Origin of the sequence: Brevibacillus borstelensis, from assembly GCF_003710865.1 — a bacterium.
GTDB lineage: Bacteria > Bacillota > Bacilli > Brevibacillales > Brevibacillaceae > Brevibacillus > Brevibacillus borstelensis.
The window spans coordinates 149,262-169,639 of sequence record NZ_RHHO01000033.1 but is presented as its reverse complement, the minus strand read 5'-3'; the positions used below and the strand labels follow the sequence as shown (position 1 = coordinate 169,639).

Here is a 20,378-nt window from a genome sequence, read left to right as displayed (position 1 = left end):
GCCGATGCCAACATATTCGCGGTACTTTATCCTATTACCTCTCTCCTAATTTTACAGCTTGTTCGCCATTTTTCCTGCCTGTTTTCAGAAGAAAACAAAAACTCGTCAAAAAATGCCCCCTTTCTGCCAGTTGTTACCCCCCTGTAACGAAATCTTGTCGAAAATCGTCTACACTCAGTGTACATCCTATCGAGGTGGAGTTTATTGTGAAAAATAACCAAACTCAAAATCTAAAAAGAAAACGAAAGAGCAAGCGTCGCATCGTTTTTTTGCTAATCCCCATTCTGGTCCTGCTGTTCGTCTCAACCGGGTATGCGGTCGATCTGTACCGCAAGGCAGCCATGCTGGAGGAAAAGTCCCATCAGGAGCTGCAGCGGGGAACGATCTCACCCAAGCGTGTGGAAAAGAAGGATGCTTTGGCAGACAGCTTTTCTGTCCTGCTCATGGGTGTCGATGACAGCGAGCAAAGACATAAGCAGTACGGGGAAGCCATCCGCACGGACGCCCTTCTGCTTGCGACCTTCAACAAAAAAGACCGCTCCGTGAAGCTGCTCAGCATTCCGCGCGATTCTTACGTATACGTGCCGGTTGAGCAGAAAAAGGACAAGATCAATCACGCCCATGCCTTCGGCGGCGTGGACGCTGCGGTGGAAACAGTGGAAGGTCTGCTCGACGTCCCGGTCGATTACTACGTAAAAGTAAATTTCACGGCGTTTATGGAAATCGTCGACGCGCTCGGCGGGGTCGAGGTAGATGTTCCGATCACGTTTACGGAGCAGGACAGCAAAGACAGGCCGCGTGCGATCAAGCTGAAAAAAGGGCTGCAGACGTTAAACGGCGAAGAAGCCCTGGCGCTGGTCCGGACCCGAAAAATAGACAGCGACATGGAGCGCGGCAAACGCCAGCAGCTCGTGCTGGAAGCGATCTTCCACAAAACGCTGTCGTTCGGCTCTGTCACCAAGTACGGAGCGCTGCTGGAGGCGCTGGGCGACAATGTGAAGACGAACCTGCGGCTGTCTGACCTGGAGGCGTTCTATCATTTTGCCAAGGGAAGCAGCGTCAATATTGAGAAGCTGCAGTTGAAAGGCAGCAGCATGTACAAGAACAACATTTATTACTACAAGCTGGACGAGCAGGACTTGGCCGAGATCCGCAAAACGCTGCAGGAGCATTTGGGACTCGCAAAAAGCAGTACGCTGCCGCAAGCTTCGTAATACATGTACACCCCCCGCAAGACCATGCATCCAAAAAAGAAGGCTGTCCCTCAAGCAAGAGCATCTGCTTGGAGGACAGCCTTCTCGGCTAGTTGGCATAAACAGGTTTTGACAAATGGTGTTCGATCGCGGAAACAGCCGCTTACAGCGTGAGACCACCGTCAACAACGACGATAGAGCCTGTCATGTAGGACGCGCCCGGGGAAGCCATGAAAGCGACCACACTCGCGATTTGATTCGGATCAGCCATGTAGCCGATGCGCGGGAATTGGATTTCCGGAACATTTCCGGTTTCTTTGATCGTTTGCTCAAAACCGGCTACCAGGTTGGTCGCTACGCCGCCAGGGCAGATGGCATTGATGCGGACGCCGGTTTTCGCGTATTCCATCGCAGCGGACTTGGTCAGGCTGACGACTGCGTGCTTGGAAGCGGAGTAAACGCCCAGGCTGTGCTCGGGCTTCACGCCTGCCGTGGATGCCGTGTTGATGATCACGCCGGAGCCTTGCTTTTCCATTACTTTGATGACGTATTTCATGCCGAGGAACACGCCTTTGGTGTTTACGGCGAAAATGCGGTCAAACTCGGAATCCGGAATATCTGCGAACAGGTACGGTTTTTGGATGATTCCCGCGTTGTTGAAAAAGACATCGATCCGGCCGAACGTCTCGACCGCTTGATTGACATAGTTTTGCACATCGGCGCTTTCGGCCACGTTTGCTTTTACGAAGATCGCTTCTGCGCCTTTTTCCTTTACGAGCGCGAGCGTTTCTTCACCGAACTGCTCGTTGAAATCGACCAGTACCAGGCGATAGCCGAGCTCGGCCAGCTTGATCGAAGTCGCGCGGCCCATGCCGCTCCCTGCACCAGTGATTACAGCTACTTGTTGTTGTGTTGTCATGTCATTTCACTCCTTGTCAGGTTGGTAATGCTTGAGGTTGGCAACCATTTTTTCGTAGTGCTGCAGAAGCTGCGTCAATTCCTCGGGAGCAAAGCCGCTCCAAAGCGTTTCCGTCAAATGATGGTACTTGTCCAGAATCCGCTTCAAAACGTCCGACCCGGTCGGTGTGATCTCGAGGAGCGTTACCCGGCGATCCTCTGCGGAGACAGATCGTTTGATATACCCTTTTTTGACCAGCTTGTTGGCCAGATTCGTAACGGCTGGAAGACTGATCTCCAGTTGTGCCGCCACATCCGAGCTCTTTTTTGTTCCCTCGTCCTGCAAGATCTCCAGCATATACACCTGAGAACCGGAAATATCCGGGTCGAGGGCCTTGCCATAGGCCACGATAAACTTGTGCATCATGATGGAAAACTGTTTGGATAGTGACTGTTTTACATCCATGGCAGGCTATACCATCTCCCTAGTTTATTAAAACGTTTAATAGTTAATACTTTTAACTTTTTCAGTTTTAGTCTAAATCATTTGATCAGCTCATGTCAACGTGCCTTGCAAAAAATTCATGAACCGGAGCTTGGCTCCGTTCGACTATATAAATGAGGAGAACATTTGTGAGAGGGTGTTGGATTATCAATGCACAGCTTTCTTCCTGCCAAAAGAAAAGCCGGAGGAATACCCTCCGGTTTTTTTGGTGCGCATTTAACTGTTTGATCTTACCCACAAACGGCAATCACCCGCTCTACACAAACACAAACCCGATCACCAGATACAGCAAAGCCGAGATGACCGCGACTGTCAGCGCGTACGGAAGCTGCGTCTTGACGTGGTCGATGTGGTCAGAAGCCGCTCCTGTGGAGGCGAGGACCGATGTGTCGGACAGCGGCGAGCAGTGGTCCCCGAAGACGCCTCCCCCGGCGACTGCTGCAATCGTGGCGACGACCAGAATGGAAACCTCTCCGCCGGAAAAGGTGAAAGCGAGCGGAGCGGCCAGCGGCATGACGATGGCGAAGGTGCCCCACGAGGTCCCGGTGGCAAAGGAAGTGACGGCGCAGGTAATAAAAATCAGGAACGGCAGCAAATGAGGAGTGAGCCAGCCTTCCGTGACGGAAATGATGTAGTGGGCTGTCCCCATGTCTTTGCTGAGCTGGTTGAGCGAAAAGGCAAAAGCCAGAACGAGAATGGCCGGCATGACGCCTTTCATCCCCGCTGTCGCCGTCTTCATGATGTCGGCAAACGGCACCCCTTGAATACGCATGATAATGCCGAGTATGACCGCTGCCGCCAAAAAGGCTTCCATCGTTTTGGCCGACTTCATGGTCATAAAGGTGCCGACGGCGATAGAGATGACGATGATCACCGGCAGGATGAAATTCAGGAACACATTTGTCTTGATTCCCTCGTAAGGAGGCGTGTCGGTCAGCTCCGAGCCCATCAGCGGGTCTGCGCCGTCGCGAAGCACCTTCCCTTCCTCCAATGCCCGTTTCTCCGCCTTTTTCATCGGGCCAAATTCCGGAATGACGCGGAGCGCAAGCAAACCGACGAAGAGAACCGACAGGATGGCGTAAAAGTTGAACGGGATGGTCTTTAAGAACAGGGACATGGCGTCTGCTTCATTGGCGATGGTGCCGACGCCGATCAGCAGGCCGGTAAAGTAGGCCGCCCAGCCCGTAATCGGCACCAGCACGCTGACCGGCGCCGAGGTGGAGTCGGCGATATAGGCCAGCTTTTCCCGGGAGATTCTCGCCTTGTCAGCCAGATTGCGCATCGTCGAGCCGACAAACAGCGGGCTGAAATAGTCGCTGAAGAACACGAACATGCCCAAAAACCAGGCGACAAGCTGTGTTTTCACACGTGTGAACCGCCTGCGCTCCAGCATCAGTGTTACATTCTGGATCGCTCCGGTCCGCTGGAAAAATGCGATCATCACGCCGATAAACAGCTCCAGGAGCAACAGTCCGGAAAAGCTGGTCGTACCGAGCGCGGTTTTCAGCAAGGCGGGAAATCCCATCAGGCCTTGTCCCGACAGCAGGATGCCGAGAAAACAGGCTACTGCAAGCGAAAACACGGTATTTCTTGTCCAAAACGCGAGAATGACAGAGACCGTCGCGGGAACCAGCGAAATGATGCCGAGATGAACTGCTTCTGTCGCCTCCATAGACAGCACTTCCCCCTTTTTTCCTTTTGTTTGTAAATGCTATTTCGCCGGCAAGCCGAGCAGTTCTTCTGCTGTCGTACGCTCGCGCTGCTGGATCAAAGCGGTTTCCTCATGAGTCAATATCCCTTTGTACGACGTCAATCCCCGGCGCAGATACGGATTGCGACGAGCTGCCTCGTCCGCTCCGTGGTCGGCAATCGACTTGATGTGCGGAAATACGGATGCCGCATAAGCAATCGAAGTCGTATGAGGGGCAGCGCCCGGAATGTTGTCGACGCCGAAGTGGATAATGCCGTCGACTTCATAGACAGGCTCCTCGTACGTCGTCGGTCTGTATGTCTCCACTGCTCCGCCGACGTCTGCGCTAATGTCGACGATAACCGCCTTTTTGCGCATGAGCTGCAGCATATCGCGTGTGATCAGATGGTCCTTGCGGTGCTTTGGCCATTTGACGCAGTTCATCACCAAATCGACGTGAGGCAGCACCTGGCGGATGTTGCTCCGGTTGGAAAACATCGTGTCTACCCCTTTTGGCAGCAAATACTGCGCTTCCCGAAGGACGCCGATATTCACGTCCATCATTGTTACCCGAGCTCCAAGCGAGGAGAGGACATTGGCTGCGCTGCGTCCGACAATTCCCGCACCGATGACGAGCGCCTGGATGCCGGGTACGCCTCCGATGCCGCCGACAAGCTTGCCCATCCCGCCATTCACGCTAAGCAAATAATGGGCGCCCCAGAGCGCTCCCAGCTTTCCAGCCACTTCTCCATTGGGAGAGCCGTACTGATGCGTATCCTCGGCGGTAAAGGCGATGACCTTTTTGTCCAGCAGTACATTCACCTCTTCCCGGTTGGCAGCGGGATGAAGGCAAGTAAACAGGATTTGTCCTTCCCGCAGCAGGTGGTATTCCTCCGGCAAAATCTCTTTTACCTTTACGATCAGCTCCGCTTCGGCGTAGATTTCCTCCATGCCGTCTCTCAGCTCGGCGCCCGCTTCGGCATAGGACTGATCGGGAAACCCGGCATTTTCGCCTGTCCCTTTGCCGATCAGGACGGTGTGGCCGCCGCCGGTCAATTCGGCCACTTCCGTCGGGGTAAGCACGACGCGCGACTCCCCCGGCTTCAATTCTTTAAACGTTCCGATAATCATGGAAGGCATCCTCCTTGTTTGCAAATGCAATGATGCCGTCTTCTCAAAGCAAGGACCATGCCAGCCATTTTGTGGAATATTCTCAAAAAAAAGACGGGCATCTCTCCTTTTTCGGGAGGATACACCATCTATCGAAAGGAAAATTCCAGTTTCATTCGCACAGCGTGTTAATTTTCGGGCACTTCTTTGTACGTTTTTGGGCAGAAGCAAAATTGGCAGAAAATCGATTGGAGCCCCGTTTTTACTGCTATTTGATTTCATAGTCGCGGATTTTGTTTTGCAGCGACTGCCGGGGAATGTTCAGCAAAAGTGCCGCTTTCGAGACATTTCCCCCTGTTTTCGCCAGCGCTCGCCGGATCAGCCGCGTTTCCAGAGAAGCGACCGCTTCCTTGAGAGGCACAAGCTCATCTTGTTCTTCCTGTGCTTCCTGTGCTTCCTGTGCCTCCTGTTTTTCCTGGCCCTCGCCTGCTCCCGTCACTTCCCCGTAATCCTCTCCAATTGTTGCTCCCCACGCTTTTCCTTCCGAAGCGGCTGTCTGTTCGGGTGCCTGCTCGTCCCTCAGGTGGTTCATGATCGGCTCCAAATCGCTGCGTTGAAGCGTTTCGTCACCGTCTTCCTTGAGCTGCAGGGCAAATTCGACGACGTATTCAAACTCCCGGATATTCCCCGGCCAATCGTGCATCTGCAAATACTCGTACACGCCTTTGGCGATGTGGCGGACGCTTTTGCCCATCAGATGGTTGTACTTGTTGATAAAATAGGGCAGGAGCAGCTCGATATCCTCGGGCCGCTCGCGCAGCGGCGGCAGGTGCAAGGCCATCACGCACAGCCGGTAGTACAGGTCTGGGCGGAGCTGTCCATCCTTGACGCACTGACGGGGATGCTTGTTGGTGGCAGCGATCACCCGCACGTCTACTTTGCGGACATGCTTGTCCCCCAGTCTTCGGATGAGGCCATCCTCCAGCACACGCAGCAATTTTGCCTGCAGGGAATGGGGCATCGAGTTGAATTCGTCGAGAAAAATCGTGCCGCCATCGGCCAGCTCGAACAGCCCCGGATTGTCCTCCGCCCCGGTAAAGCTGCCTTTCTTCGTCCCGAACAGGATGCTCTCCATCAGGCTTTCGGGAATGGCCGCACAGTTCTGGGCGATAAAAGGCTTGTGCGAGCGGCCGCTTGCATGATGCAGGGCCTGGGCGAACAGCTCCTTCCCCGTGCCCGTCTCACCGAACAGGCAAAGCGGCGAGCGGCCGCGAGCCATTTTCTTTGCTTGCCTCTTCAGCTCCAGCATTTGCTCGTTGCCCGTCACGATATCGTCCAGCGTGTATCTGGCTCCTTCCGGCTGGATATTCGCTTGCTCCGCTTTGCTTGGTATGAACAGGCTGGCGTCCAGTTCGATCAGCTCGTCTACCGGCTCCCCCCGCTTGCTGATATCCTTGGACAGCTCAATCGCCCCGATCACCCGCCCGTTTGTCTTGATCGGCAGCGTAACATTGGTCGTTTCGATTTTTTTACCGGTAAAATCAATGATTTCCTGACGCTTGCGAAAAGTCGGACGCCCCGTTTTCAGCGCATGGTAGAGTGTACTTGTTTGTTCATTCAGCATAGGAAAGGAAGTAAACAGATTTTCCCCGACGATTTCATCCGTCTTCTCGCTCCCGGATGCGAAGCGGGGGTTGAATTTCACCGAAAAGAGGATCGTTCCCGACGTATCGATGATCGTAATTCCGTCAATATACGTGATCTCCTGCAGCAGCTCAACCCGATGCATGCGGTCCGCCTCCTTGTTCACAAAGATTTATCCCATCTTATCAACACTGATCGGGTTCTACAATCATTTCGATTCGTTCGTTCAATTGATTTAAAGCTACTTCTTTCTTTGAAACTATGTTACGATTTTGATGAAAGTAAACAACGTTGTTTAACATCAAAAATATCCTGTAGGAGTTGTATACACATGGATACAGCAGTAACCAAACGGGTAGAAAAAGACTTCCTCGGCGAAAAAGAAGTGCCGAAACACGCCTACTACGGTGTACAAACGCTTCGTGCCCTGGAAAACTTCCCGATCACCGGATATCGAATCCACGAATCGCTGATCAAGGCGATGGCGATGGTAAAAAAAGCGGCAGCACTTGCCAATATGGAAACGGGCCAGCTCAACCGCCGCATCGGAGAAGCGATCGTTCAGGCGGCACAAGAGATTATCGATGGCAATCTGCACGACCAGTTTATCGTCGATCCGATTCAGGGCGGCGCCGGAACCTCGATCAATATGAACGCCAACGAAGTCATCGCCAACCGTGCATTGGAGATTCTCGGCTTTGAAAAAGGCGACTACTTCCAGGTCAGCCCGAATACGCACGTGAACATGTCCCAGTCTACGAATGACGCTTTCCCGACTGCGATCCACATTTCCGTACTGATGATGCTGGACCAGCTACTCGCGACGATGGATAGCCTGCAGGAGTCGTTCTCGCAAAAAGCGAAAGAATTTGACAGCGTTATCAAAATGGGCAGAACCCATCTGCAGGACGCGGTTCCGATCCGTCTGGGCCAAGAATTTGAAGCGTACCGCAAAGTGCTGTCCCGGGACATCCTGCGAATCTCCGGCTCCCGCCAGCATCTGTACGAAGTAAACATGGGCGCGACTGCCGTGGGAACCGGCTTGAATGCGGAGCCGCGCTATATCGAGAGTGTCATCAAGCATCTGGCTTCGATCACAGGCCTGCCGATCAAAGGCGCATCCGATCTGGTCGACGCCACGCAAAACACGGATGCTTACACAGAAGTGTCCGCGGCCCTCAAGGTGTGCATGATCAACATGTCCAAAATCGCCAACGACCTGCGCCTGATGGCTTCCGGACCGCGCGCCGGACTCGGGGAAATCTCCCTGCCTGCCCGTCAGCCAGGCTCCTCCATCATGCCAGGGAAAGTCAATCCGGTCATGGCCGAGGTGGTCAATCAGGTGGCGTTCCAGGTAATCGGAAACGACCACACCATCTGCCTCGCTTCCGAAGCGGGACAACTGGAGCTGAACGTCATGGAGCCGGTGCTTGTCTTTAACCTGCTGCAATCGATCAGCATCATGAACAACGCCTTCCGCGCATTCAAGGAATACTGCCTGGACGGCATCCGTGCCAACGAAGAAGTGATGAAGGCTTACGTCGAGAAGAGCGTGGGCGTCATTACCGCCGTCAACCCTCACCTCGGATACGAAGTGGCGGCACGCATCGCCCGCGAGGCGATTTTGACGGGCAAATCGGTGCGGGAGCTGTGCCTTGAGCACAATGTTCTGACCGAGGAAGAGCTCGATCTGATTCTCGATCCGTACGAGATGACCCATCCGGGAATCGCCGGCGCTTCGCTGTTGTTTAAAGACTAAAGAGATCGCCGTACAAAAACGGAAAAGCTCGTTCGTAAACCATATGCTTTCAAATAGGAAGACCGGCTCCGCCCCGTATCGAGGGGGGAGCCGGCTTTTTGTGTTGTTTTTGCAGACTGTCGGAGCAGGCCGCCTTTTTGAGAAAGGGGCTCTGCAACTCTTTGTGGCTGTAGAGCATGTCCGGCTTCCAAGCCTCTAGCTCTCCGAGGCGACATTCCTTTTGAATCGGGCGGGTTCAGGAAGGAGAAGATTCAACACGGAAGCTCCGACCAGCAAAACCACCGCAATGTAGAATGACATATTGTAATTTTCAGTCTGACTAAACAATAATCCAGGCAAGTAAGCGCCAAGCGCGGAGCCTAGCTGGTGGCTGAGAAACAGCCAGCCGACAATGAAGCCGAGCGACTGCTTGTTGAAGTACTGCGTCGCCAGCATTTGCGTGGGAGCGACCGTCGCAAAGTCGACAAGGCCGAAGGAAATGGAGAACAAAAACAACAGAGACGGATGTGCGGCAAATACCAGCAGCAGCTCGGGATCGCTGACGAACACGAGCAGCAGTACGATAGTTGCAGCCCTTGCCGCATACAGGAGGGCCAGAAATTTTTTATTGCTCCAGCGGTCTGCGACCACTCCCGACAGCAGCGTTCCCAGCGTATTGAAGGCCGCGAGCAGGCTGACCGCCGACCCGGTTACGACCGCGGAAAAGCCGCACAACTGGGCGAACGGGATGAGGTGGGTATCCATCAAACCGGTCGTCGTAAAACCGCAGATAAAAAACGGCAGGATCAGAAACCAGAATCTTCTCGTGCGAAACACGTTTTCCGCCAATTGGCCGCCTGGGCTCTCGTCTGTCCCGTTTTCAGTGCCTTCCGCAGCTCTGTCGCCTCCGATCGGCTGGATACCTTTTTCGGAAGGATGATTGCGCAGCAAAAGCAGCAGGACGGGAAAGACGATCAAAATCAGAAACGCGCCCAATACTGCGACGGCCATCTGCCAGTCATACCAGTGAATCAAAAACAGCGAGGCTGGCACAACGATCATTTGCCCGACGCTGAAGCCGGCTTCCATCAACCCGAAAGCGAGGCCCCGCCTTTCCTGAAACCAGTTTGTCACCACAACGGTGGCTGCCACGTTCGACGCCCCGCCCACTCCGAGCGAAGCGATCACGCCGTACAGAAGAAAAAGCTGCCACGGCGAGGTCACAAAATACGTCAGGGCGATGCTTATCCCGACCAGCAGTGCACTGACTGACAAAATCATCCGAGCGCCGAAGCGGTCGACCAGCTTGCCCACCACCGGCTGGGATATGCCGTATACGATGAAGCTCAGCGTAGAAATGAGTGAGATCGTGCCTCTGTCCATCGAGAATTCGGTCTCCCACGGCTCGATAAAGGCGCCGAAGGAAAGGCGAACGCCCTGGACGGCCAGCAAAGCCAAAAACGTGACAAACAATACAATCCAAGCATAGTGAATCTTTTTCTCCATCTGCTTCTCCCCACTTGTAAAAGATGCTTCTTTGCCGTTCAGGCGTCCGATCCTCGGAGTTGCCCATCTATCCGTCCCTACGGCAGACCGAAAGTCAGTCCATTCGCCGTAAAGGCCATCCGGGCATCCGGACGATGGATTACGCTTCTTTCTCCAATCCGAGCCTGGTCAGCATGCTTTTCAACATCGCAAGCTCTTCTTCCCGAAAAATGGACATGGCCTCCCGGTTTACCTCGTCGCTGATCTCGTTGAGCGGCTTTTCCAATTCTCTCCCCCGCGGAGTCAGGTAAATCAAATTCGTCCGGCGGTCGGTCGGAGACGGCCTGCGCTCGATCAAGCCCATCTGCTCCAGCCGATCCAAGAGGCCTGTAATCGTCGCTCCATCCAGACGGAGCCGGGTGCCCAGCTCCACTCCTTTTTGCCCATCCTTCTCCCATAGCACGTGCAGCAGGACAAATTGCACCGGAGTGACTCCGTACTCGCTCAATCGCGCTTTTTCCAGCTGGAAAACCTTCTGGTACGCCTTTCCCAACAAAAAACCAAAGCAGTCCTCGATTCGCTCCATGATGACCCTCCCGTTCATTCCCAAAACTTTTTGAAAAGAATAACATAGGCTCACACGATTTGTACACAAAAAGTTTGTATGCAAATTATTTATGTGCAAATAAAAAGCTTGCTCCTCATGGGAACAAGCTGACATGGCAGAGACTCGGCTTGTCTATGCTCTCATATCCAGTCGATAACCTTATTTGCCGCCGGGCTCGGCTTTGCAAAATGGCATAGAGCCATTTTTCCTCATCCGTGTTTGGCCGGCAGCCAGACGGTAAAGGTGGCCCCTGCCCCTTCCTCGCTCTCGACGCGGATTCTCCCTCCGTGGGCGTCGACGATCCACTTGGCGATGGACAGTCCCAGCCCCGTCCCGTCTGTTTGGCGGGAGCGCATCTTGTCCGCGCGGAAAAAGCGGTCGAACACGTACGGAATGTCTTCCTTGGCGATCCCGATCCCGTTGTCTTTTACAACGAGGGTAATGCCCTGCCCCTCCCGCTTGCAGCTCACCGCAATTTTTCCTTGCTCATTCGAGTATTTGAGCGCATTGTCGAGCAAAATGACGAGCAGCTGCTGAATCCGCTCCTGGTCCCCGTTCAGCTCCAGCGGCTGCTGGATGTCCGTCTCGATTTCGATGCCTCGGACAACAGCCAGCTGCCGGAACGTGTGGACGCTTTTTTGGACCAGCTCATCCATGGCCACCTTTTGCTTGAGGATTTGCAGCTCATTGGAGTCGGAGCGGGCCAGGGTCAGTAGATCGCCGACCAGCTTGTTCAGCCGCCTGGTCTCCTGAATGCTGACCATAATGTGCTCGCTCTCCTCCTCAATCGTCCGCTCCGGAGAGCGAAACAGCCTCTCCAGATTGACCAGAATCACGGAGAGCGGCGTTCGCAGCTCATGGGAAGCGTCCGCGATAAACTGCTGCTGCTTTTCCCAGGAAAGCTGGATCGGAACAAGCGCCCGCTTGGCCAAAAACAGCCCCGCAAACAGCGCGATCAAAATACTGGCAAGACCGCCGATTCCGAGCACATAGAGGAGCGTATCGAGCATCTTCATCTCCGGCTCCAGATTGTAAATCAGCTGAATGTGGCTGACATTTCGGATGAATCCGCGGTCGATGACGCGCTTGTCCGTGGTCATCGTATAGACTCGGTACACCTGCCCGCCGACCGTCACATTTTCGATTTCCTTGCTCCGATCTACGGGGTGGAACAGGTTCAAGTCGCCATTTTCAAGCGATTCGCCGTAATCCTTGCTGATCAGCCCGCCCCGGTCGTCCCACAGCAAAAAGACGATGCGCCTGTCGACATCGGGCAGCCGCTTGCGCTCCGGCTTCAGAAACGGAGGCGGCACCTGCACGAACCATTTGCCCGACCGGACCAGCTCTCTGTCCACCTGTGAAAACAAGCGGTACTGAATGGAGAAGTAGAGCGCGCTTCCGAGCGCGTTCAAGAGCAGCACAAACACGATCGTATTCAAAATAACCAGGCGAATCCTCGTCTTTTTAAACATTCTCCTTTTGTCCCTTCAAAATGTAGCCGACATTGCGAATCGTCCGGATGTAGTTGTCGCATCCGTACTCAGCCAGTTTTTTGCGCAAATAATGCACGTACAAGTCGACGATCCCGTAGTTCGCCTCCGAATCGATCCCCCAGATTCGGTCGAAGATTTGATCTCGCGTCAATATTTGCTCCCGGTTGTGAAGAAAATACTGCAGCAGATCGTATTCCTTTCCGGTCAGCTTCAACGGATGCTCGCCCACGAAGCCGTCGTGTTCATTTGTCTTCAGCGAAATCGGCCCGTAGGATACTTCTCCGTCGGCCGAATACTTGCCGTTTCTTCTCAGCAGCGCTCTCGTGCGGGCCAGCAATTCCTCCACGGCAAAAGGCTTGACGAGGTAATCATCAGCCCCGGCGTCCAGACCTTCGACCCGCGACTCTACGCTGTCTTTGGCGGTGAGGAGCAGAACCGGCGTAAGCTGTCCTTTTGCCCGCAGCTTTTTCACGAGTGAGACGCCATCCAGACCGGGCATCATGATGTCCAGGATGAGCAAGTCGTAGATGCCGCGCTCGGCGAGCAGCAGCCCTTCATCGCCCCGCTCGGCCTTGTCCACCTGATAGCCCTCCTCTTGCAAAACGCCGCAAACCGCTTCCAACAATGCGCGTTCATCTTCTACTGCCAAAATCCGCATCCGTCACACCTCCTGATGCTTCAGAAAGGTGGCACCCGAAGAATGCCACCCCTGTCCATGTTATCTATTCATTATACTATTCTATTTTTCGATGCTCGCCGTTTTCAGCTTCCGCGAAGGCCGGAAGATGTGGGAGAGCTTTTTCAGCCTGCCGGAGAAGTCGTCAAGAATCGTGTAGACGACGGGAATGACGATCAAGGTCAGCATTGTCGAGAATAGCAACCCGCCGATCACGACAGTGGCCATCGGCGATTGGCTTTCTCCTCCTTCGCCGATCCCGAGGGCGAGCGGGAAGAGGCCCAGCACCGTACACAGCGTCGTCATCAAAATCGGCCGCAGCCGGATCGGCGAAGCGGTCAGGATCGCCTCGCTCCGCTCCATCCCCTGCCTGCGGAGAATGTTGATAAAGTCGATCAGAACGATCGCATTTCGGACGACGATCCCGGTCAAAAGGATGATCCCGATAAAGGCGGGAATGCTCAGTGTCCGTCCGGTCATCCACAAGCTGAAGCTCGCGCCGAAGAAAGACAGCGGCACGGACAGCATGATCGACAGCGGATAGACGAGCGACTCGAACTGTGCCGCCAGGATGATGTACACAAGCACCACGGCGAGGCCAAAGGCGAGAATCATTCCCTGGGTCGTTTCATCCAGCTGCTGGTTTTGCCCTTGCTGCTCGATGACGTAGCCGGGCGGCACAGGGAAGTTTGCTACGACTCGATTGACTTCCTCGGCGACGCTGCCCAAATCTCTTCCCGGAGCAAGCATCCCCGTCACATTGACCACCCGGGCCTGATTGTAGCGCTGGATGGCTTGCGGTCCCCCGGCAATGGCGACGGTCGCCACATCCTTCACCTGGACAACCTCTCCCTTCGGAGTGGTGATCAGCAGGTTTTCGATATCCTGCATGCTGTCCTGCCCTTCCTTGTCGAGCTTCAAGGTGATGTCGATCTCGCTTCCCCCCGCCTCCATCCGGGTCGCCACCTGATCGCGCAAGGCGGTCTGGATCGTGCTGGTCAGAGACGACTGGGTAATGCCGAGACCAGCCGCCTTGATGCGGTCAAGCTTGATCTGGATCTCCGGCCGGGACTCCTCCAGCGTATTGTCCGTCTCGCGGATGCCGTCCACCTCGCTGATAGCGGCAGTCAACCTTTCGGCGAGATCCTTCAAGGTCGCCTCATCATTTCCCCGCAGCGCGTAGGAAATCGGCGAAGATCCGCCGGAAAAGCCTTGTCCGCCCATACCGGGAAGCATCATGCCGCCAGTCTCGCTGATCCGTACGCGCGCTCCCGGGAAGCGGTTCAGTTTGTTCCGCAGATCGTCTACGACCTCTGCTGTCGTCCGGCTGCGCTCTGACGAATCGGACAGGATCAGCAAAAAGGAAGCCGCCGAGCTGTTCGCGTTGCCGCCGCGGGTTGCGTTGGCGCTGCCCAGCGTGGAGAAGATCGTCTTCGCTTCGGGGACCTGTGACACGATCTCATTTGCTTTCGTCAGGACTTCTCTCGTTTTTTCCAGCTCCGTCCCGTTCGGCAAGGAGATGGAGATGTTGACCTGTCCCTGATCCGATGTGGGCATCACTTCCATGCCGATAAAAGGTACGAGCCCCGCGCCGGCGACCAGCGAGGCGAGGCCTATCGCGATGACGCTCTTCCGGTGGCCGAGAGACCAGGCCAGGACTCGCTTGTAAAATCGGACCAGTCCGCTTTTCGCGTCTGCTTCCTCATGATTGAGCTTTTTCGCTTGCGAAGCCGTCCATTTGGCCGCGAGCATCGGCGTGACGGTCAGCGACACCACCAGCGAAGCCAGCAGGGCAAACGAAACGGTTACGCCCATATCCTTAAACAACTGTGCCGTCACGCCTTCGACAAAGACGATCGGGAAAAACACGGCAACCGTGGTCAATGTAGCCGCGATCACGGGCATCGCCACTTCCTTCGTGCCCGAGACAGCCGCTTCCTTGATGGACAGTCCTTTTTCCCGGTGGCGGTGAATGTTTTCCAGCACGACGATGGCATCGTCCACGATCATCCCGATGCCAAGGGTAAGCCCGCCCAGACTCATCGTGTTGATCGACATATCGGTAAAAAACATCAGGGCAAACGTGGCGATGACGGAGATCGGAATCGCCGTGCCGATGATCAGCGTGTTGCTTATGCTCTTCAGGAAAAACCAGATGATAAAGATGGCCAAAATGCCCCCGATCAGCGTATCGTGGACAAGCGTATTGATCGATGCGCGAATAAAGGCGGATTGATCGGAAATGCTGAACACCTTCAGATTGGCGGACAGAGAGCCTTGCAGCTTCTCCAGCTCCTGGTTGATTTGATCGACGACGGCAACTGTATTGGTGCCGGACTGCTTTATGATGGAAAGGGTAACCGTCGGCTGCCCGTCCATTTTGCTCTCGATCGTTACGGCTTTATAGCCATCCGTGATGAGTGCGACATCCTCCAGAAATACCTGGCCTTCGCCGCGAAGCGGTATGGATACCTTCTTGATGTCATCGATAGAGGCGAGCTTGCCGACAGAGCGAACCGTATAAGTAGTCCCGCCCTCTGTGATGGTGCCGCCCGGCGAATCGATATTCTGGTTGCGGAGCTGCTGGCTGATGTCGGCCAGCGTAATACCGTATTGCTCCAGCTTGCCGGGATCGACCCGGACCGTGATTTCCCGCTCCAGTCCGCCGGACACGGTCACAGACGCGACGCCGTCTACCCGTTCCAGATAGGGCACGATTTGCTCATCCACAAAAGAGCGCAACTGGTCAGCGCTCATCTCGGAGGAGAGAGCCAGAGTCAATACCGGTGAGCTGTTTGGGTCAAAGCGCATCACTGTCGGGGAATCGGCATCATCCGGCAGCGACCTTCTGGCCCGTTCCACCTTCTGCTGAATCTCGGCGACGGTCCCGTCAATATCCGTTCCGTAGCCAAACTCGACGATGACCTGTGACGAGCCTTCGCGGGAGATGGACGTGACCGACTTGATGCCTGCAACCGTCGCCACAGCCTGCTCGATCGGCTTGGTCACCAGATTTTCCAACTCTTTCGGGCCGACCCCCGAGTAGCTCGTCGTTACGGCCACAGTCGGTATTTCAATCGGCGGATAAAGATCGATCGGGATTCGCGTCAAGGAGAGGATTCCCAAAATTACGACCATGAGAATGCCCATCATCACGGTCACCGGACGACGAATCGAATGATCAGAGATATGCATGGGGTTCACCTATCCTTTTGGTCTTGCCGGACGCTCTTGATTTTCCGATCCGTTTGTCGGTGCGTTTTGCGGGTTTTCCGGGTTTTGTTGATTCTGCGGGCCCCGCTGGCGCTTGCCGCTATTTTCCTGCTTGCCTGCATCCTGCGAAGCGGCGGACTGGTTTGGATCAATGACGACAACAGACGATCCGTCTGCAAGCGTGTTCTGCCCCTTGACCACGACCTCTTCACCGCCGGAAAGTCCTTCGATGATTTCGACCCGCTCCCCGTCCGATTCTCCGCGCTTGACCGGGACGAGCTTTGCTTTCTGCTCTTGGACGATGTAGACATAGTCCTCATTTTCCCGGGAGATAATCGCTTCGCGGGGAACGATCAACGCATCATGCGGCTTGCCTGTCATCTCGATGGAAGCGATCATGCCTGCCTTGAGCTTCAGACTCGGATTGGCGATCTCGATTTCGATCGGGTACGACTTGGTCGAGTCTGCCAGCGGACTGACAGAAGCCACCTTTCCTTTCGTCGTGAGCTGAACGGCAGGAACGTTGATCTCGACCTCCTGGCCGTTCTGGAACAGACCGACCTGGCTTTCCGTAGCCTGCGTTTTCACCTTCATCGTCGTCATATTGATGATTTGCGCGATCTCTGTATTGCTGCCGACATTCGCGCCGACAGAAACAGGAAGGGAACCGATCACGCCGTCAATCGGCGCTTTTACGACCAGGTTGGACGCGTTGAGCTGAGCCAGTGCCAGATCGGCCTGGGCCTGCTTCAATGACGCTTGCGCCGATGCGAGCGAAGCGGCGGTCGGTCCCTTTTGATCCAGCTTCAGCTTCTGCTTCTGGTTTTCCAGACTGATCGCGGCACTGTCGAGCGCTGCCTTCGCTTTTTCGTATTCTGCCGCCGAGATGGCTCCCTGCTTGTACAAAGCTTCTGTGCGCTCCAGCTCCTTTTTGGCCGCGTCGTACTTGTTTTGCGAATCGGCAAGCTGATTTTGCGTCTGGGCTACCGTTTCTTCAGGAGTCCCCTCCTTGGCTTCCTCGTATCTCGCTTGCGCAGAGAGAAGAGACGCCTGGGACCGCTGCAACTGGATTTTCGCTTCTTCGCCATCCAGCGTCACGATGGGCTGCCCCGCCTTGACCTGGTCGCCTACGTTTACATGAACCTGGGTAATCCGGCCGCTCGCTTTTGATGTCAGCGCCACCTGGCTTTTCGCCTCCAACCTGCCGCTGAGAGACAGCTTTTGCCCAAACAGCTCCTTGTCTGCTTTTTTCACTTCCACCGGGATGGCCCTCTGTGCGGCTCCTGCCCGTTGTCCCATGCCGCCCTGCTGCGGCGAGCATCCGGCCAACAGGCCAAAAATCGCGAGGATGGCGGCGGTCGTTTTTATTTTGCTGGACCTCAAACTGGCTTCCTCCTTCTTTCTCTACCAAACTGTGACAAATCAACCCGCATGAAAAATCCCTGTCTCTTCCAATTAGGTCTTTGGGTCCAATTAAAGCACGTCTTTTTTTGAAAAAGATTTGAAAAAGGCAGGTGATCGATTCACCTGCCCGAAACTGCTCTCGTTGTGTGGAAGCGGAGGCGCTTAGTTTTCTACGACGACCTTCTCCGGCTTTTCTCCCCGTTTGTGCTCAAGCTGTTTTTGGATGGACTCTGTCAGGTTAGACTGAAGCTTGTCTGCCTGCTCCTGTGTGATTTTGCCCGCCTTGACTGCCTCGGAAAGCTGGTCTGCGCGCTGTTTTGCCAAAAGGGCGACCACTTCATCCGTATCCACTCCTTGTGCTTCGGCGACTTCTGCCAGCGATTTGCCGGCCTTCAGCTCTGTCTCCAGCTCTTCAGCGGTGAGATTGAGCAGCTTCAGCAGCTCTTCGCTTTTGAAAAATCCGAAGCCGCGCGGGCCGAAGCCTTTATCCTGATGGGTGCTTTCGACCATTTTTTGAATGCGCTCAGACGCGTTTTCGCTCATTTTATCGGCTTGCTCCTGGGTCAGCTTGCCTGCTTTCACGGCCGCTGCCAACTGCTCCTCCTGGTGCTTGGCGATCAGGCTCACGACATCTTCGACGGATACGCCCTGTGTTTTGGCGACGTCTGCGAGAGATTTGCCAGCCTTCAGCTTTGTATCCAGCTCTTCGGCGGTGAGATCGAGCAGCTTCAGCAGTTCTTCGCTCTTGAAGAAAACGAAACCGCCGTGTGGGCCGAAGCCTCTGTCCTGGCGCGTGCTTTCAACCATTTTTTGGATGCGCTCAGCGGCGTTTTCCTTCATTTTATCCGCTTGCTCCTGGGTCAGCTTTCCGGCCTTCACAGCCTCTGTTAGCTGCGCTTCCTCCTGCTCTGCGATCAGTTTGACGACATCCTCTACAGACACGCCTTGTTCTTTGGCCACGTCCGCGAGAGACTTGTCTGCCTTCAGTGCCTCCTTCAACTCGTCTGCGGAGAGGTTCAAGAGCTTCAGCAGGTCTTCGTTTTGATCCAGCCCTTTTCCTTTGAGGAAGAAGCCTTTTCCTTCGCCTCCCTTGAAGCCTTTGATCACAATTTTATGTTGGTCGGCTTTGTTTGCAGCTTGCACAGACGTTGCCTGATCGTTGGTTGCAGCGTATACACCGTTGATCGTTCCTGCACTCAGCACCGCAGCCAGCGCCCCCAGCGCGATTCCCACTTTTGCTTTGCTAAACATATTATCATCCACCTTTCTCGATTTTTCGTCTTGTACCTAGGCACAGCTTTAGTCTAGTCGGGGAAATTTTGATTTGTTTTTGAGAACTGTGGAAAAGTGGGGGAAAAACTGTGGAGGTTTGCGGAGAACAGGTGGAATGCATAAGGACACTGTGCCAGTCGCTTTGAATGGAAACAGGCTTCTCTGACGATCTGGAGACACTGAAACGCTCCCCCGAGCAGGCTGCTTTTGGACGCGGTTTTGCTTTTGGAATGGAGACGGACAGTCCAGTCCCCCCGCAGTGTCCCACCGAACCTGCTGCTGTTTTCTCCTTTTTCATCTCCCCCACCAAAGCCTGTCCGACCACCCCAAAAAAGAGGCTGCGGTGGAGGGAAGTCCCCCACCAGCAGCGTAGATTCATTTCCGTATATTGCTCTTCGTAGCCAGATCGGTATAATACTGGGTCTCCTTCTCAACATCAGCCGTAAACTGTGCCGAATCCGCGTAAGCAGGCTCCACTTGAAGTTCGTGCAGCTTTTTCACAAAGTCGGGGTCACTGGTCATTTTGGCAACGACAGCCTCCCACTTCTTGATGACCGCTTCCGGTGTGCCTTTCGGGAACGACACACCCGTCCACCAGAAAACGGTCAGTCCGTCAATGCCCTGCTCCTTTGCAGTCGGTACATCGGGGAGAAACGGACTTCTTTCTGTCCCGCCGACGGCCAATATCTTCACTTTTTTCGCCTGAAGCATGGGGTTGATTTCCCCGATCGTATGGATAGCCACTACCGCGTGGCCTCCCACTACCTTCGGAACGGAGTCGGACGCCCCTTTTGTCACGATCATCCGCGTCTTGGCAAAGTCCGCGTCAATCATGTCAAACCATTGAGCTACGCCAAATGCTGAAAAGCCTGCTGGACCTACCGATGTCCAGGTCAACTGATCGGGGTTCTCCTTCGCCCATTGGGAGAAAGCGTGAAAATCGTTCCACGGAGCGTCTTCCTTCACAGCAAAGGCCATCGTTCCTTTCCCGATGCGGGCGGTGTAGATCTGGTCGTTACTGGTGATCAGGGAGTCCTTCATCCCCGCAGTCAGCATCGTCGTGTTGGATACATTGACGGCCAATACGGTATATCCGTCGGGCTTTGCCTGCTTCAGCGCGTATTCCGCGCCTACTGTACCGCCGCCTCCCGGCTTGTTGACCACGACGATGGGCTGGCCCCACTCTTTGCTTACATAGTCGGCGGCAGCCCGGGCTACCAGGTCTACCCCGCCTCCTGCCGAATAAGGGACGATGTATTCAATCTGTCTCGTCGGGTAGGCGGGCTCCGACTGTCCAGCCGATTGATCTGTGGCCGGCTGCTGTGGAACCGCCGGGGATGCAGGCGGCTGGGCCTGCCCGGCACCGCAAGCCGTCGTGGCAACTGCGATCAAGAGAGAAAAAGCGATGCGAAACCAAACATGGGCTGCTTTCAACCAAAATTCCTCCCGTA

The 20,378-nt window shown here is 54.8% G+C and carries 15 protein-coding genes; 2 read left to right on the top strand and 13 right to left on the bottom strand.

What is annotated here, in order from left to right:
• Nucleotides 1–203 precede the first annotated feature (203 nt).
• A complete protein-coding gene (locus EDM54_RS16830) occupies nt 204–1,214 on the top strand; it encodes an LCP family protein (RefSeq protein WP_024983427.1) in 1,011 nt (336 codons plus the stop codon).
• A gap of 142 nt (nt 1,215–1,356) precedes the next feature.
• On the opposite strand, the gene EDM54_RS16825 is transcribed toward EDM54_RS16830, so the two are convergent.
• From EDM54_RS16825 to EDM54_RS16800, 5 genes are all read right to left on the bottom strand, one after another.
• Entirely contained in the window at nt 1,357–2,112 is a 756-nt protein-coding gene (locus tag EDM54_RS16825) for an SDR family NAD(P)-dependent oxidoreductase (RefSeq protein WP_003389599.1), read from the bottom strand.
• Between the two features lie 6 nt (nt 2,113–2,118).
• Nucleotides 2,119–2,556, bottom strand: coding sequence for a MarR family winged helix-turn-helix transcriptional regulator (locus tag EDM54_RS16820; protein WP_003389600.1), 438 nt, complete (start codon nt 2,554–2,556; stop codon nt 2,119–2,121).
• A gap of 295 nt (nt 2,557–2,851) precedes the next feature.
• Nucleotides 2,852–4,267 (bottom strand): Na+/H+ antiporter NhaC family protein, encoded by a 1,416-nt coding sequence (locus EDM54_RS16815; protein ID WP_122958489.1) that lies wholly within the window; start codon nt 4,265–4,267, stop codon nt 2,852–2,854.
• A gap of 39 nt (nt 4,268–4,306) precedes the next feature.
• Nucleotides 4,307–5,416 (bottom strand): alanine dehydrogenase, encoded by a 1,110-nt coding sequence (locus EDM54_RS16810; protein ID WP_122958488.1) that lies wholly within the window; start codon nt 5,414–5,416, stop codon nt 4,307–4,309.
• Between the two features lie 247 nt (nt 5,417–5,663).
• On the bottom strand, nt 5,664–7,184 hold the full coding sequence (locus tag EDM54_RS16800; RefSeq protein WP_039070660.1) for a sigma-54 interaction domain-containing protein: 1,521 nt from the start codon (nt 7,182–7,184) through the stop codon (nt 5,664–5,666).
• Between the two features lie 186 nt (nt 7,185–7,370).
• Here EDM54_RS16800 and aspA point away from each other — a divergent pair, with 186 nt between their 5' ends.
• Nucleotides 7,371–8,798: an aspartate ammonia-lyase gene (gene aspA / locus EDM54_RS16795; RefSeq protein WP_122958487.1), complete on the top strand. Its 1,428-nt coding sequence runs from the start codon at nt 7,371–7,373 to the stop codon at nt 8,796–8,798.
• Nucleotides 8,799–8,993: 195 nt separating this feature from the next.
• Here aspA and EDM54_RS16790 read toward each other — a convergent pair whose 3' ends face one another.
• The 8 genes from EDM54_RS16790 to EDM54_RS16755 form a co-directional block, all read right to left on the bottom strand.
• Complete coding sequence (locus EDM54_RS16790; protein WP_003389606.1) at nt 8,994–10,283, bottom strand: MFS transporter; 1,290 nt, start codon at nt 10,281–10,283, stop codon at nt 8,994–8,996.
• A gap of 139 nt (nt 10,284–10,422) precedes the next feature.
• The gene (locus EDM54_RS16785; protein WP_122958486.1) at nt 10,423–10,848 is read right to left on the bottom strand and encodes a MarR family winged helix-turn-helix transcriptional regulator; all 426 of its coding nucleotides are present in this window, start codon (nt 10,846–10,848) and stop codon (nt 10,423–10,425) included.
• Between the two features lie 230 nt (nt 10,849–11,078).
• Complete coding sequence (locus tag EDM54_RS16780) at nt 11,079–12,341, bottom strand: sensor histidine kinase (RefSeq protein ID WP_003389608.1); 1,263 nt, start codon at nt 12,339–12,341, stop codon at nt 11,079–11,081.
• Nucleotides 12,334–13,020, bottom strand: coding sequence for a response regulator transcription factor (locus EDM54_RS16775; protein ID WP_003389609.1), 687 nt, complete (start codon nt 13,018–13,020; stop codon nt 12,334–12,336). The genes EDM54_RS16780 and EDM54_RS16775 overlap by 8 nt, the downstream gene beginning before the upstream one ends.
• Before the next feature lie 81 nt (nt 13,021–13,101).
• The gene (locus EDM54_RS16770; protein ID WP_122958485.1) at nt 13,102–16,233 is read right to left on the bottom strand and encodes an efflux RND transporter permease subunit; all 3,132 of its coding nucleotides are present in this window, start codon (nt 16,231–16,233) and stop codon (nt 13,102–13,104) included.
• 9 nt (nt 16,234–16,242) lie between these two features.
• Nucleotides 16,243–17,634 (bottom strand): efflux RND transporter periplasmic adaptor subunit, encoded by a 1,392-nt coding sequence (locus tag EDM54_RS16765; RefSeq protein ID WP_122958484.1) that lies wholly within the window; start codon nt 17,632–17,634, stop codon nt 16,243–16,245.
• Nucleotides 17,635–17,817: 183 nt separating this feature from the next.
• The gene (locus EDM54_RS16760; RefSeq protein WP_122958483.1) at nt 17,818–18,906 is read right to left on the bottom strand and encodes a hypothetical protein; all 1,089 of its coding nucleotides are present in this window, start codon (nt 18,904–18,906) and stop codon (nt 17,818–17,820) included.
• A gap of 396 nt (nt 18,907–19,302) precedes the next feature.
• Nucleotides 19,303–20,361: a tripartite tricarboxylate transporter substrate binding protein gene (locus tag EDM54_RS16755; RefSeq protein WP_122958482.1), complete on the bottom strand. Its 1,059-nt coding sequence runs from the start codon at nt 20,359–20,361 to the stop codon at nt 19,303–19,305.
• Nucleotides 20,362–20,378 lie beyond the last annotated feature (17 nt).